The following is a 14,858-nucleotide window of genomic DNA, read 5'->3' as shown; positions in this document are numbered from 1 at the left end:
TTACGTTTAGGGAAAAAGTTACATGACAACGGATTTGGGCTGTTCCGTACGATGCTAAAATACAAATGTGAAAGAAAAGGAAAATATTATATTGTTGCTGATAAATATTTCGCATCTAGTAAAATCTGTAATTGTTGTGGACATAAGAAAGATAAACTTCCATTATCCGAAAGGATATACCGATGTACCGAATGTGGTACAAAAACGGATAGAGATTATAATGCAGCACTTAACCTCAAGCAATACGGTACTCACGTTTTGAAGGAAATGAGAGTGTTGTCTGCATAATTTGTATCAGTTTTCCAAATAGCGGTAGGGACGCCGCGAATTCAAGACTATGGATATGAACCGTTAGGTTTGTGAGTGAAGTAGTAATAAAAGAGAAAGATGTTGTTTGTCTTTCGAAGCCCCCACTTCAAGACGCGCAGCGGATAAGTGGCGGGTAGTTCACCTGGAATTGTATCTGAAAATAGCTGGTTACGTAATCACGAGGGAGTGACAATCTCATACTTGAAAGCTCATATACGTACACATCAGCTGATCCGAAATAACCCAGAAAAAGCAGCTCGGATATTATCAATATGTACAAAAATACCTTTTAAAGTTGTTATGCAAGTGATTTCCAAAGTATATTGGGATTCTACTATATATAGTCGTGATTTAGAAACATTAAAAAAAATTAGTTCGAGTACAATGACGTGCATGGATGACGTTAGTCCTTTTTTAGTAAGAAGCGAATATTTACAGTCGGCCATTGACGAATTGAATCTACCGTTACTTCAGCAGCCCATAGTACAGGGGGATTGGTCAACAGATTTTCTGTATTAGAATTCTGAGCATAAGGATGTAGTTCCAGCTATGTATGAGAAGTGACAGCAAATTGTCCTTATTTATAAAGAAATTGTGCAGCATATTTTAAGAAAGGCAGAATAGTAACATGGCCTGCCTAAACTTTTTCGATTAAGCTTAGTTTTGAAGTGGAGCCTGATTGCCCATTAATGTGATGCGGGATAAACTCCCTTTTCTAAAAGATTGTTAGTTTCTATTTCGTTCCTGTCATGTTGAAGCATAACAGACACAAAAGCAACCATGCCCATAAGAACAATCAAAAAACGAAATATGCCATCAGCAATATTGCTTGATTACATAAATGGCTCGGTTAATTTTCAAAAAAATCTTAATTCATACTTGACATATATGTTTAATTATAATTAATATAGTCTTTAAAGATTTACCTCATATTCAGGGACGGTAAGGCCCCATTGGTAAAAATTTTACTCTATTTTAAAAGGTTTGAATATGCCGACTAGATCACTAGAGGCTCTCAATTCAAGGTGCAATTTCCCTTGAACCGAGAGCCTCTTTTAGTTATAAGGCTTTACATGCAAGAAAATCCTTAATTTCATAGAAAGGATGGGGGATATGCAGCAAGCCAAAGCTATTCGAGCCATAAACAAACAAGTATTAATTTACGGAAGAGTGGTTCATGAAAGAAGGATGGAAAAGAGTTCGGTTTTCCTAGAATGAATGTTAATGCAGATGCCGAGCTATTAGACAGAGGGACAGGATTTATGAAGTGTACGTTTCTGTCAACTACCTACTGCTTATTCTTAAAGCGGGGGCTTGAAAAAGCCTGGTTGTCTAGTCTCAGTCTCCGGTATATGGTAAGCCATAGCGAGTGACTACGTTGGATGAGTCAACACAGCCTTGTGTGATTCCCTAGCACATCTGTTGTTCAGGCCCTGTAACAGTTCTGAGAGGTAGGAACGGTCAACCTGGTGCAAGAAGCTCATTCAACATTGACGAAGGGAAACAAACTCTAAGGAGGAACGAAACTTGCGAGTATTCGTCATGAATTTACGTGGAGAGATGCTGATGCCCTGTTCTCCGCGTAAAGCGAGAATTCTATTGAAAGAACAGAAAGCAACGATTGTTCGTCATAATCCGTTTACGATTCAGCTTCTGTATGCAACAGGAGAAGCAACGCAAGAAACAAGGTTAGGAATAGCTTTAGGTGCAAAATGTGTTGGAATTGCTATTACATCTAATGAAAAAGTATTTGGTAAGGCAGAATTAGAATTACGTCAGGATGTAAAAGGTAATCTAGAAACAAAGAAAACCTACAGACGAGGCAGAAGAAATCGTAAGACTCGATATAGAAGGTCAAAATTTAAGCATAAAACGAAACGAGTTTATGTAGAAGGAAAAAGAACAAAGAGAGGAATGTATCACAAGGTATCTGTATCCTTTACTTCTAAGCGGCCAAATGGTTGGCTTCCACCTTCTATTCAAAGCAGAATACAGAATACCTTTTATTGGATCGATACATTGTATTCCTTACTCCCAACATGCAATATTCATATAGAAGTAGGAAAATTTGATGTTCAGAAGATGAGGAGTCCAAATATCCAAGGTAGGGAGTATCAAGAAGGGGACACCTTTGGGTATCACGATGTAAGGTACTTTGTTCTTGCAAGAGATTATTACACCTGTCAGGTCTGCAAGAAAAAAGGTGGGATTTTACAAACCCATCATATTATTTATAAAAGTCATGGGGGAAGCAATGCCGCATGCAACCTCGTTACAGTTTGCACGAGTTGCCATACGTATGAAAATCATCAAGAAGACAACATTTTTTGGAAGTGGATGATAGAGAAAAAAAAAACCAAACGTTATAAAGAAGGCCCATTCATGAATATTTTTCGTAGAAGAGTGTTTGAAAAGTATCCTGAAGCTCACATTACATATGGAAGTATGACAACACCAAGACGAAAAATACTTGAGCTTGAAAAAACACATTCTAATGATGCAATTGCGTCCACAGGTATAACTGCTATTAAAGAAAATCCAGCAAACGTGCTGTTTATTAAGCAATTTAGAAAGAAAAAACGTTCTTTACATGAAGCAACTGCACGAAAGGGGAGAAAAGAAAAAAATACATTAGCTAAAAGAAATGAAAAAAACACAAAAGCAGTGGGGACATGGCAGTTGAATGATAAAGTACGTGTATTTGGGCAAGTCGGCTGGATTAGTGGCTTCAGTGGACAATGTTGTTATGTAAAAAACATACAAGGTGATTATGTTACAGTTCCAGGTAAATCGTATAAACAAGTGAACTTAAGCAGCTTAGAACTGCTATGCCACAATGCTAACTGGCAATTTGCAATCTTGTAGGCTTACGCCTGCCGAATATTCATCCCCCACCTATTTTGAGGGCACTGAAAAAGTCCATTTAACGAAGAAAAGAAGCTAGACAACTACTACATGTAGATGAATAGCTTCTTCTTTTCTGTATATTGATGAAGACTTCTTTATTTGCTCAAAGCAGGGACTTTTTTAGCAGCCTCCCTGTTTCTAGGCTTTGTCCTTCACGCACTTGAGAAAGAAGGCTTCTGGGTTAAAAATGATAAATCTATTATTCTTAATTGAAAAATAAAAAGGGTGTGCTAGGGTTTTTAAAGTCTTAATGATTATTTAAAAACAATTGACATAAATACGGTATAATGATAAATTAAAACGCAGTAAACATATATATTAAATATAATTAAAAGTTGCTGACTAGAAAACTAGAGGCCCTTTATTGTTAATAGATAACAATAAAGGGCCTTTTTGCACTGTAAGAAAGGATAAATTTTTAGCCGGAGGTCAACTCGACGTAGCGAGAAATTTTAGGAATACCTTGACTGCTATTGTATCACCAGAACCCATTTTCAATCATTTATTTCCATAAAACCAACTTGACTAATGGGTTTAATTGGTTTATGATATCTTTACAGAAAGATAATGAACAGCAAGATATTAAAAAATGAAGTGAAATTTTAAAATTATAAATGAGCCGATTGGACAACCGAAGGCCTCTAAAAGACTTGTATATAAAGTCTTTTAGAGGCCTTTTGTATTTTCTTAGGGGGATGATGAATGGAAGGCAAGGAAGAATTGTTAAAAGAATTGAGTGAAGCGTATCGAAAAATGGTGCGTAAGTTTATAGTAGAGCGGGACAAAATTTTGATTGAAGGCAGTGTGACCCTGCCTCAATTTATGATACTTGACAAGCTTAAGTTAGAGGGACCAAAAAAAGTCGGAGATTTAGGGAAAGAATTAGATTTCACCTCTGGTGCCATCACAGCCTTTTGCGACAGGCTCGTAAAAGGCGGTTATGCCATTAGAAAACGAGAAAAAGATGATAGGAGAGTAGTAAACTTAGAAATTACGAGTGAAGGCTTGGAGCTTTTGATGAGATATGAGGAAGTAAGCGGAAGATTTCAGGAGGCGTTATTTCAGGGTTTTAATGAGGAGGAACTCCAAACCCAACTTATTTTTTACAGAAAAATTCTTGGCAACCTTCCCCATATGTCCAAAGCTATCTTGGAATTGGTTGCAGAGAAACAACAGAAAGGAGGAGCTTCATGAAAGAAATACAACCATCATCATGTTGTTCTATAAAAACGGAAACAAGAAAGAAAAATATACAATTGCTGCAGTCAATACCTAGAAAAAGTAGCGCTTTAGTAGAGGAAATGATTCTAATTCCGGGCGGAACATTTTTAATGGGAACCGATAGCAGAGAAGGCTTTCCTCTTGACGGGGAAGGACCAATTCGAAGTGTGACAGTTGATTCATTCCTTATTGATGCGTGTACGGTAACAAATTCGCAGTTTCTAGAGTTTGTGACCGATACTGGATACATAACGGAAGCTGAACAATATGGCTGGTCCTTTGTATTTTATCAATTTGTCTCTGAACAAACAGCCAACCAAGTTAGCAGTGTTGTGCAAGGCACTCCTTGGTGGTGGATGGTTAGAGGGTCCTGCTGGAAGCATCCAGAAGGACCGGATTCTAACATTCTGTCACGTCTAGATCATCCGGTTGTGCATGTATCGTGGAACGATGCGAATGCATACTGTTCTTGGGCGGGAAAGCGATTACCGACAGAGGCAGAATGGGAATATGCAGCTAGAGGAGGTCTTTTTCAAAAATGTTATCCTTGGGGAGATCAACTGCTTCCTAATGGTGAGCACTACTGCAATATCTGGCAGGGAGAATTCCCAAATGTTAATACTGCAGCAGATGGGTATAAGGGGACAGCACCCGCTAAATCCTTCCCTCCAAACGGCTATGGGTTATACAATGTGTCGGGAAACGTATGGGAATGGTGTGCTGATTGGTTTAGTCCCGATTACCATTTGTATGATGCAAAAGACAATCCAAAAGGCCCATTACAAGGAGAAAGCAGAGTAATCCGAGGAGGATCCTACATGTGCCATGATTCCTACTGTAATCGGTACCGTGTTGCAGCAAGAACATCCAACACGCCAGATAGCTCAACAGGGCATATGGGCTTTCGTTGTGCAGCAGACATAACAGACAGAGAAATAAATTAATAGATTGATAAAAAAAGGGAGAATTTTACTATGAACAGGAAACTTTCAAGAATTTGCTTATTTATTGTTTCATCCATTGTCCTGCTTCTTGCAGCGGCTTGCTCTAATACCGCCACAGAAAGCTCAGGAGCTGAGGAAGGAAAGTCCAAGAAAATGATTAAGGTCAAAATGGGATTAGACACCGCTGCAGGAGGCTCTTTACAAATCCGTGCCGCCAAGGAAAATGGATATTTTGAAAAGTATGGAATTGATGCAGATGTTTCTAACTTTGCTTATGGAATTGACACAATTAACGCATTGCTAGTCAATCGGACAGAAACAGGAAGTGCAGCTGATTACGCCTTGTTAAATTCACTTGGCAAGGGAGACATGACCATTGTTAGTACTTTAACGAGAGCAACTAAAGAAACCTCGAAGGAGACACAGCTGCTTGTTAAAGGAAATATTAATGGGCCTCAAGATTTAAAAGGAAAACGTTTAGGAGTTGCGAAGGGAACTGTATATGAATATGTGTGGGATAAATATCTAGAAAAGAACAATATTTCTGAAAATGACATTAAATATGTACCTTATAGTACACCTGATGAAGCAATTGTCGGAATGCAAAAAGGGGATATTGATGCTGTCTGGATTGGTGGAGCATTAACAGATAAATTCAAAAGTATAGCAGGGGCTAAAGAAATTGCTGATGTTTCCGATTCAGGTGTTCAAGTGGATAGTTATTTAATTATGCAGCGTTCATTTGTAGAAAAAAATCCTGACACTGTTCGCGACATTTTAAAAGCGATCAATGAAGGAGTGGAATATGTAAACACGCATCATAAAGAAACAGCTGATATTGCTTTTAAACAATTAAAGTTGCCTAAAGAGGATGTTGTAAAGGATATTAATCGTACTAATTACGTTTTATGTTTTACAAAAGAGGATGGTAAGCATTTAGAAGATATGAAATCATGGTTGGAACAAAAGGGGATCTTGAAGGAAAAGTTTGAACTAAAGGATAAAATTTCGGTTGAACCTTTGAAAAAGGCATTGCCTGAAAGTGTCACTTACGAGAAATAAAGGGGTGGGAGCGATGACAGTATTAACTGAGGCAGCAACAGCGATCTACATAGAAAATTTACGAAAAACGTTCTCCGAGGGTAAAGATGCTAAGTCTCATTATATTCTGGACAATGTAAATTTACAGATCCATGAAGGAGAGTTCTTTATTTTGCTTGGACCGAGTGGCTGCGGAAAATCTACCTTGCTAAATATGATTGCTGGATTTATTGAGAAAACAGACGGACAACTATCTGTAAATCAGACAGAAATCAAGCAGCCTGGGCGTGATAGAGGAATGGTATTTCAGCAGGCAGATGGAGCGTTATTTCCTTGGCTTACCGTTCAAGAAAATGTGGAGTTTGGTTTGCGGATGAAAAAAGTTCCTAAGAAAGAAAGACAGGAACTATCTTCACACTATATTAATCTAGTAGGGTTATCTGGCCATGAACATAAGTTTCCAAAGGCGTTGTCTGGGGGGATGAAACAGAGGGTACAGTTGGCAAGGGTATTAGCAAATGATCCGGACATCTTGCTTATGGATGAACCATTTGGAGCACTCGATGCAATGACCCGTAGGACCATGCAGAAAGAATTAATAAGAATATGGAGAGAGACAAGCAAAACGGTTATTTTTGTTACGCATGATATACAAGAGGCACTCCTGCTAGGTCAAAGAATTGGGATTATGTCTGTTGGTCCCTCTTCAAAAATTACTACTATTTATGATACCAATCTTTCATATCCGAGAGACATCACAGATATGAACTTTCATGAGTATTATCGGAAAATACAAAATCACTTTGATGAATAATAAGTGAGGAGGCAATTTACGTGGGTTTTTATAAAAAAATAATAAAATCGGGTGTCATTACCTGGTTCATTGTGCTTCTATTATGGACAGGTTTAGCTAGTATCTCAGATCCTCAGTTTTTACCGGGGCCTTTAGCCACACTGCAGGGCGCTGTTGATTTGTCAGCAGATGGTTCATTGTTTCGCTATATGGGCATTAGTTTTTTACGTGTTCTAGTCGGATGGACGCTTGGGAATCTTATCGCAATTCCGATGGGACTCCTAATAGGAAAAGTATCCAGCATTCGGACGTTATTGGACCCATTAATTAATTTTGTTCGTTTTATACCTCCGCTTGCTTTCATTACTCTGTTTATGCTTTGGTTTGGAATTGGAGAGCAATCGAAAATCTTTCTAATTATGTACGCAACATTTTTTATCGTAGTCATCAATACGATGACTGGGGTTCTTGCCATTGAAGAGGATAAAATTCGTTCCGCCCGCAGTTTAGGAGCTTCAGATTGGCAAATCTTGCTTCATGTCGTTATTCCGGCATCAATTCCGTACATTTTTACGGGCTCAAGGCTAGCCATGGGATCTTCGTTTATGGCTATTATTGGAGCGGAGATGGTTGCGGCGAACGAAGGAATAGGTTTTATGATTTGGAATTCAAGGTTGTATTTTAAAACAGATTGGATTTTTGTAGGCCTATTCACTTTAGGGATCATGGGATTTTTCATGGACCGCTTACTTAATCATATCGGTCGCTTAACACTTTCACGGTATGGAATTGTGAGTACAGTTGTCAGTAAAAATAAATAACAACTATAAAGGAGATGTTTAGTTATGGCTAAAGAGTATACAGAAGCATTCCAAGGCGTAATAGGAAAAACCGTACAGGAATCCACTCTGTGGTGGCCTCAGCCGACGAGACCGCCGCACGGATCGCCTAATGTTGTAGTAATTTTATTAGATGATTTAGGCTTTTCCCACTTAGGGTGCTACGGATCAGATATTTCAACTCCAAACATAGATAAATTAGCGAAAAACGGTATTAGGTATAATAACTTTCATACAACCGCTATTTGTTCTCCTACTAGGGCTGCGCTGCTAACAGGTCGAAATCCGCATGCGACTGGAGTGTCTTTCGTATCAGAGTACGATAGCGGATTCCCAAATGCTCGGGGGAAAATAGGAAAGGATACGACATTACTTAGTGAAATTCTGGTGGAAAAAGGCTATAGCACCTATGCTGTTGGAAAGTGGCATCTTGCACCTGGCAAGGAACAAACAAATATAGGTCCTTTTGATAACTGGCCGCTTGGTCGCGGTTTTGAGCATTTCTATGGATTTTTAGCGGGTGCAACGAGTCAATGGCAGCCTGATCTAGTTGAAGATAATCGCCGGATTAAACAGCCGAAGCGGGCAGAGGATGGGTACCACTTAACCGAGGATTTAACTGATAAAGCAATTGAGTACGTTCGTGATCAGAAATCGGCAGCTCCAGATAAGCCGTTTTTTACCTATCTTGCTTATGGGGCAACACATGCACCGCACCATGCTCCAAAAGAGTATATTGATAGATACAAAGGAAAATACGACAAAGGCTGGGACGTCATCAGAGAAGAATGGTTTGCACGTCAATTAGAACTCGGTATTATTCCCGCAGATGCAAAATTACCGCCAAGAAACCCTGGCGTAAAGGCCTGGGATGCTTTAAGTAAAGATGAACAGCGCTTGTTTGCCAGAATGCAGGAGGCCTTCGCGGGTTTTCTAGAGCATACTGATTATCATATTGGTCGTTTTGTAGAGTTTTTACGAGAGATTGGACAATTGGACAATACATTAATCGTTCTTCTTTCTGATAATGGGGCTTGCGCAATGGGTGGTGATGAAGGTACGGTCAACTCTTGGATTGCGGGGCAGGGGGATGAAAAAGAATCATTGGAGGAGAAGCTGCGCCGCATTGATGAAATTGGCAGTCCAACGGCTAACAACCATTATCCTGCTGGATGGGCCCAGGTTGGCAATACTCCATTAAAATGGTACAAGTCCTTTGTACATGCGGGCGGCATAAAGGACCCACTCATTATCCACTATCCAGAAAAGATTAAGGACAAAGGCGGTATTCGCAGACAATACCACCATGTTATTGATATTGTACCGACCATACTTGAATTAATAGGAATTGAGGCACCTGAAACATTTAAAGGTATTAAACAACAACCGATTCATGGGATTAGTCTTGCATACTCCTTCAATCATTCTGATGAATCAACACGTAAAGAGGTTCAGGTTTATGAGATGGTTGGTAACCGGGCTATTTGGCGTCAGGGCTGGAAAGCAGTAGCTGCACATAAGCCAGATACTCTCTTCGAAGAAGATGATTGGGAATTATACCATGTGGATGTTGATTACTCTGAAATGAATAATCTGGCAAAGAAGTATCCGGAGAAGCTAAAAGAACTCATTGATCTTTGGTGGCAGGAAGCGGAGAAGAATAAGGTGTTTCCATTAGATGGGCGTTCATTACAAGGTAAACTCCGAGCGATGAGAGGGAATCTTGCTGAAGTCGTAGGACCAATCCAACGGGTGTTCTACCCATCTAAAACGAGTTTTCACGCCTCGCTGGCGCCAGATTTACGAAATAAATCATTTGAAATCAGGGCAGAGATAGAACAATTTACTAAGACAACGGAAGGAGTAATTGTTGCACATGGGGACAGCTCTAGGGGATATGCCTTTTATATTCAAGATAATCGATTAGTTTTCCATTATAATGTTTCTAATAAAAGGAAGTATGTCATTCAATCAACAACAGAGCTACCAACCGAACCTTCAGTATTACGATTTTTATTTGTTAAAGATGGCGAAAATGAAGGTGTAGGGAAATTATTTTCTGGAGAGCAGGAGATAGGAGAGGGGCGACTTGCTGATATTTCAGCTCTTGGCTATTTTGGAGGACTGTTCCATGTGGGTCAAAACGAGCAAAGTCCTGTTAGCCAAGATTATCAAGTTCCATTTGCTTTTAATGGGAACCTGAAAAAAGTCATCTATACTCTAGGAGGCTATCAAACAGATTTAGAGGCTGCTATTGAATTTGAACTTGCAACAGAATAAAAGTGGTTTTCAAAGAGGTTCTGGTGGTTATTTTTGTCGGAATAGTAGCGGGAGGAACCGTCCCTATATTTCTTTTAAATCATACTTGACAGATTAGAATTGTATGATTTAAAATACAAATAATTCCACAAGGAATATCAGCCGACTAGGCAGCTAGAGGCTCTCAGTTCAAGGAACGTTACCTTGAATTGGGAGCCTCTTTCTTTTTACATAACTTCTCAGGGTAGCGGCAGCTAGTCAACCGGTTGATTAAACACCTTTTTCATGAATAGCATACACCTGCTAAAAATGATTTTCTTGAGTAAGAAACAATCTAGGACCAAATATTTGTTAGGAGGAAAATATTATGACAATTGAAAGAGAGTTTCAGCTTGAAACTTTAGCTGTCCATGCAGGTCAGAAAGTAGATTCAGCAACACTTTCAAGGGCAGTTCCTATCTATCAAACCTCATCCTATGTTTTTCATGATAGTGACCATGCAGCAAGGCTTTTTAATTTAGAAGAAGAAGGATTTGTGTACACAAGGATTATGAATCCAACAACTGACGCATTTGAAAAAAGGATCGCTGCACTCGAAGGCGGCACTGGAGCCCTTGGAGTTGCATCCGGTCAAGCGGCAATCGTCAATTCTATTTTAAATATTGCAACGGTTGGCGATGAAATTGTCTCATCTGCAAGCCTTTATGGAGGCACCTACAACCTATTTTCACATACACTTCCAAAACTAGGTATTACTGTTAAATTTGTTGACGGCAGTGATCCGAAAAATTTTGAAAAAGCTATTACGGGTAAAACAAAGGCGGTGTATGCTGAGACAATTGGAAATCCAAAAGGGGATGTTTTAGATATTGAAGCTGTTGCTGAAATTGCCCATAATCATTTCATTCCCTTGATTGTCGATAACACGTTTGCAACTCCATATCTTCTTCGGCCAATCGACTTTGGTGCTGATATCGTGATTCACTCTGCTACTAAATTTATTGGTGGTCATGGGACCTCTATTGGAGGAGTCATTGTAGACGGCGGTAAATTTGACTGGGGAAAAAGTGGAAAATTTCCTGGTTTGACAGAACCAGATCCCAGCTACCATGGTCTTGTCTATACGGAAGCTGCAGGAGAAAATGCCTATATTATTAAAGCAAGGGTTCAACTGTTAAGAGATCTTGGTTCAAGCTTATCACCATTTAATTCATTCTTATTTCTTCAAGGACTCGAAACCTTGCATCTCAGATTAGAACGGCACAGCACGAACGCTTTAGAAGTAGCCCGCTTTTTAGAAAAAAATGAAGCTGTGCAATGGGTCAGCTATTCTGGTTTGGAAAGCCATTCTTCTTACAACCTAGCAAAAAAATATCTGCCAAAAGGGCAAGGGGCAATTTTAAGTTTTGAAATTAAAGGAGGAGTGGAGGCCGGGAAGAAACTCATTAACTCTATCCAGCTCTTTTCACACCTAGCCAATGTAGGAGATTCAAAATCATTAATTATTCACCCAGCCAGCACCACCCATCAACAATTAAGCAGCCAAGAGCAATTAGATACTGGAGTTACCCCTGGTTTAATTCGTTTATCAGTTGGGACTGAATCGATTGACGATATTATCTTTGACCTTGAACAGGCAATAAAGGCTAGTCAAGAGGTACAACAAGCAGTGAAGTAATAGAATTAATCAACACAAATAGATTAGTAGTCAACCAGACATCTGGAGACAAAACATTTTGTAGGCGGTTTGCCGGCAGAACGTTTTTGTCTCTTTTATTTTTTACACTTTAAGAAAGTATAAATTTCTAGCTAGGAGACCATTCGACGTAGTGAGAAATTTTAGGAATAAAGTATAAGTAGGGCTACGCCTCTGTCTTCACCCAAGGGCAGGGTTCGCCAATCGGCGAGTTTTCTTTATTACCATGCAAATTGAGATTTTTATATAGAAGGAAAAAAGGGGGCAAGTATATGAAAAAGATGATTTCACTATTTTTACCAATCCTTTTATTAATCGGTGTTTTGGCGGGCTGCGGCATTGACAAAAAAACTTCATCAACAGCTACCAGCAGTTCACAGAAGGAGACAGTACTAAAAGTAGGGGCTTCCTCTACACCGCACGCAGAAATTTTAAAGTTTATCGAACCGACGCTCAAAAAACAAGGAATTAGATTAGATATCGTGGTGATCAACGATGGAATTCAAACAAACCAGCAAACAGCAGATGGGGAACTAGATGCTAATTACTTTCAGCATACTCCCTACTTAAACCAGGTGAATAAAGACAGCGGCCTTGATTTAGTCAGTGTAAAAGGAATACATATTGAACCATTCGGTGTATATTCAAAAAAAATTAAATCGATTCATGATTTGTCAGATGGGGCAAAAATTGCGGTTCCTAAAGACCCGGTGAATTTTTCCCGCGCCCTGCAGCTATTTGCGGCAAATGGGTTAATTGAACTGAAACAAAAGCAGAAAGACAACTTTGATTTTACGCTAGAAGATATCATCAAGAATGAAAAGAACCTTCAGTTTATTGGTGTAGATGGTCCGCTGCTTGTACGTTCTCTTGATGATGTTGAAGCCGCTGCTATCAATACAAATTACGCCCTTGAAGGGGGATTTAAACCAAAAAAGGATGCCCTCATTATTGAAGGTGACCAATCACCGTATGTAAATATTTTGGTTACTAAAAAGTCTAGAAAAGATGATGAAAATATTCAAAAGTTGGCAAATGCACTAACAAGCGATGAAGTGAAAAAATTTATTGAAGATAAATATCAGGGTGCAGTAGTGCCAGCATTCTAAGTTTGCAGCATGTCAATTGGTCAATGGGATAAGGAGGATCAGCATGATTCAATTTAACAATGTTTCCAAGGTATTCGAAAGCAAAGGGAAAAAGATAGAAGCATTAAAGAATATCCAATTGACAGTGGAAAAGGGAGATATTTTTGGCGTAATCGGATTCAGTGGTGCAGGAAAAAGTACTTTGATCCGTACAATTAATTTGCTAGAGTACCCAACCACCGGCGAATTACTTGTCGCCGGCAAAAATTTGGCGGAGCTTTCTGAAAAGAAACTCCGCGAGGCAAAGAAGAATATTGGGATGATCTTTCAGCATTTTAATTTACTGGAGTCAAAAACGGTATTTGAAAATGTCGCTATGCCGCTTTCGCTAAGTAAAATGAAGAAAAAAGAAATCAAACCACGGGTGGAAGACCTTGTCCGGTTTGTCGGCTTGGAGGATAAGTTGGAAAGCTATCCCAATCAGCTTTCCGGCGGCCAAAAACAGCGGGTTGGGATTGCGCGTGCCCTGGCGACTAACCCTTCGATCCTGTTGTGTGATGAAGCGACTTCGGCACTCGATCCACAGACAACCGAGTCAATCCTCCGGCTCCTTAAAAGGATCAATGAGGAATACCAGATTACGATTGTTATCATTACACATGAAATGGAAGTCATCAAGCAGATTTGCAACCGGGTTGCCGTGATGGAGGACGGAAAAATAATTGAATCAGGAAGTGTACTTGATATCTTTTCCCATCCTCAGACAGTAACAGCACAAAACTTTGTCAGGTCGGTCGTCCGTGATGAAATTCCCGCCAGTGTATTGAGACTGCTGGAGACCGGTAATCAATACCACAAGATTTATAAAATGGAGTTCTTCGGAATCGACTCCGGACAGCCAATCATTTCGCAAGTAGCCAAACGATTTGACGTAGAAGCCAATATCCTGTTTGGAAATATAAATGAGCTTCAAGGTGTACCATTCGGGCATTTAATTGTAGAATTGCGAGGTGCCGAAATAGAAGTGGAAAAGGCCCAGAACTATATTGCCCGGCAGAATGTAAAAGTTAAGGAGGTCATCGGAAATGTTGGAGGTAAGTCCGCAAATGATTCTCACGTCCTTGTGGGAAACCTTATACATGGTTAGCATTTCATTGGTATTTGGTACACTAATCGGTGTCCCGCTAGGCATTTTGCTTGTGGTGACACGAAAAGGACATATTCTTGAAAATCGCTGGATTTTTGCTATTGTCAATCCAATCGTTAATATCTTCCGCTCGATTCCCTTTATTATTTTGTTGGTCGCTATTATTCCTTTTACTAGATTTGTAGTTGGAACCTCAATCGGCACAACAGCAGCGATTGTTCCGCTTGTTTTACATATTGGACCTTATATGTCGAGGCTGGTAGAAAATTCCTTACTCGAAGTGGATGATGGAATTATTGAAGCGGCTAAGGCGATGGGGGCTTCTCCGGTCCAAATTATTTTCCGCTTTTTAATTCCTGAAGCTTTTCCATCGCTGCTTCTCAGTATCACGACTGTAACGATTGGCTTAATTGGCGCAACAGCGATGGCGGGGGCCATTGGCGGCGGCGGGCTAGGTGATTTAGCAATCACCTACGGCTATCAGCGATTTAGTACGATTACGATCGTTGTCACCGTTGTCATTCTTGTACTTATTGTTCAGGGGATTCAATCATTAGGCAATCTCCTCGAACGAAAAATGAGAAGAGTGTAAGTTTATGATATTCAAAGTGTTG

12 protein-coding genes are annotated in these 14,858 nt (G+C 39.6%); all 12 read left to right on the top strand.

Features of this window, described 5'->3' with window-relative positions:
• The coding region (locus tag EP737_RS19980) for an RNA-guided endonuclease TnpB family protein (RefSeq protein WP_165350873.1) at positions 1–288 on the top strand (288 nt) is incomplete at its 5' end.
• A gap of 1,548 nt (positions 289–1,836) precedes the next feature.
• Positions 1,837–3,174 carry an RNA-guided endonuclease IscB gene (gene iscB / locus EP737_RS19975; protein ID WP_129730252.1) on the top strand — a complete coding sequence of 446 codons (1,338 nt, stop codon included), beginning with the start codon at positions 1,837–1,839 and terminating at the stop codon, positions 3,172–3,174.
• A 744-nt stretch (positions 3,175–3,918) separates the two neighbouring features.
• A complete protein-coding gene (locus EP737_RS19970; RefSeq protein WP_129730250.1) occupies positions 3,919–4,410 on the top strand; it encodes a MarR family winged helix-turn-helix transcriptional regulator in 492 nt (163 codons plus the stop codon).
• Positions 4,407–5,381 carry a formylglycine-generating enzyme family protein gene (locus EP737_RS19965; RefSeq protein ID WP_129730248.1) on the top strand — a complete coding sequence of 325 codons (975 nt, stop codon included), beginning with the start codon at positions 4,407–4,409 and terminating at the stop codon, positions 5,379–5,381. Before EP737_RS19970 ends, EP737_RS19965 begins: the two co-directional genes overlap by 4 nt.
• Positions 5,382–5,411: 30 nt before the next feature.
• Entirely contained in the window at positions 5,412–6,443 is a 1,032-nt protein-coding gene (locus EP737_RS19960; RefSeq protein ID WP_129730246.1) for an ABC transporter substrate-binding protein, read from the top strand.
• Positions 6,444–6,456: 13 nt separating this feature from the next.
• On the top strand, positions 6,457–7,236 hold the full coding sequence (locus EP737_RS19955; protein WP_129730243.1) for an ABC transporter ATP-binding protein: 780 nt from the start codon (positions 6,457–6,459) through the stop codon (positions 7,234–7,236).
• Between the two features lie 20 nt (positions 7,237–7,256).
• Positions 7,257–8,036: an ABC transporter permease gene (locus EP737_RS19950; RefSeq protein ID WP_129730241.1), complete on the top strand. Its 780-nt coding sequence runs from the start codon at positions 7,257–7,259 to the stop codon at positions 8,034–8,036.
• Between the two features lie 24 nt (positions 8,037–8,060).
• Positions 8,061–10,334 (top strand): arylsulfatase, encoded by a 2,274-nt coding sequence (locus tag EP737_RS19945; protein ID WP_129730239.1) that lies wholly within the window; start codon positions 8,061–8,063, stop codon positions 10,332–10,334.
• Between the two features lie 346 nt (positions 10,335–10,680).
• Positions 10,681–11,991, top strand: coding sequence for a homocysteine synthase (locus tag EP737_RS19940; RefSeq protein ID WP_129730237.1), 1,311 nt, complete (start codon positions 10,681–10,683; stop codon positions 11,989–11,991).
• A 290-nt stretch (positions 11,992–12,281) separates the two neighbouring features.
• A complete protein-coding gene (locus tag EP737_RS19935; RefSeq protein ID WP_129730235.1) occupies positions 12,282–13,118 on the top strand; it encodes a MetQ/NlpA family ABC transporter substrate-binding protein in 837 nt (278 codons plus the stop codon).
• Between the two features lie 43 nt (positions 13,119–13,161).
• On the top strand, positions 13,162–14,244 hold the full coding sequence (locus EP737_RS19930) for a methionine ABC transporter ATP-binding protein (protein WP_129730233.1): 1,083 nt from the start codon (positions 13,162–13,164) through the stop codon (positions 14,242–14,244).
• Complete coding sequence (locus EP737_RS19925) at positions 14,183–14,836, top strand: methionine ABC transporter permease (RefSeq protein WP_205650987.1); 654 nt, start codon at positions 14,183–14,185, stop codon at positions 14,834–14,836. Before EP737_RS19930 ends, EP737_RS19925 begins: the two co-directional genes overlap by 62 nt.
• Positions 14,837–14,858: the final 22 nt, after the last annotated feature.

Origin of the sequence: Ectobacillus funiculus (genome assembly GCF_004138295.1) — a bacterium.
GTDB classification, from domain to species: Bacteria; Bacillota; Bacilli; order Bacillales; family Bacillaceae_G; genus Ectobacillus; species Ectobacillus funiculus.
Note: the sequence above shows the minus strand (reverse complement) of the source record. Positions and strands in the feature narration are given on the sequence as shown.

Coding starts and splice junctions, on each gene's coding strand:
- EP737_RS19970 (WP_129730250.1), top strand. CDS start 3,919: ATGGAAGGCAAGGAAGAATTGTTAAAAGAATTGAGTGAAGCGTATCGA.
- EP737_RS19965 (WP_129730248.1), top strand. CDS start 4,407: ATGAAAGAAATACAACCATCATCATGTTGTTCTATAAAAACGGAAACA.
- EP737_RS19960 (WP_129730246.1), top strand. CDS start 5,412: ATGAACAGGAAACTTTCAAGAATTTGCTTATTTATTGTTTCATCCATT.
- EP737_RS19955 (WP_129730243.1), top strand. CDS start 6,457: ATGACAGTATTAACTGAGGCAGCAACAGCGATCTACATAGAAAATTTA.
- EP737_RS19945 (WP_129730239.1), top strand. CDS start 8,061: ATGGCTAAAGAGTATACAGAAGCATTCCAAGGCGTAATAGGAAAAACC.
- EP737_RS19940 (WP_129730237.1), top strand. CDS start 10,681: ATGACAATTGAAAGAGAGTTTCAGCTTGAAACTTTAGCTGTCCATGCA.
- EP737_RS19935 (WP_129730235.1), top strand. CDS start 12,282: ATGAAAAAGATGATTTCACTATTTTTACCAATCCTTTTATTAATCGGT.
- EP737_RS19930 (WP_129730233.1), top strand. CDS start 13,162: ATGATTCAATTTAACAATGTTTCCAAGGTATTCGAAAGCAAAGGGAAA.
- EP737_RS19925 (WP_205650987.1), top strand. CDS start 14,183: ATGTTGGAGGTAAGTCCGCAAATGATTCTCACGTCCTTGTGGGAAACC.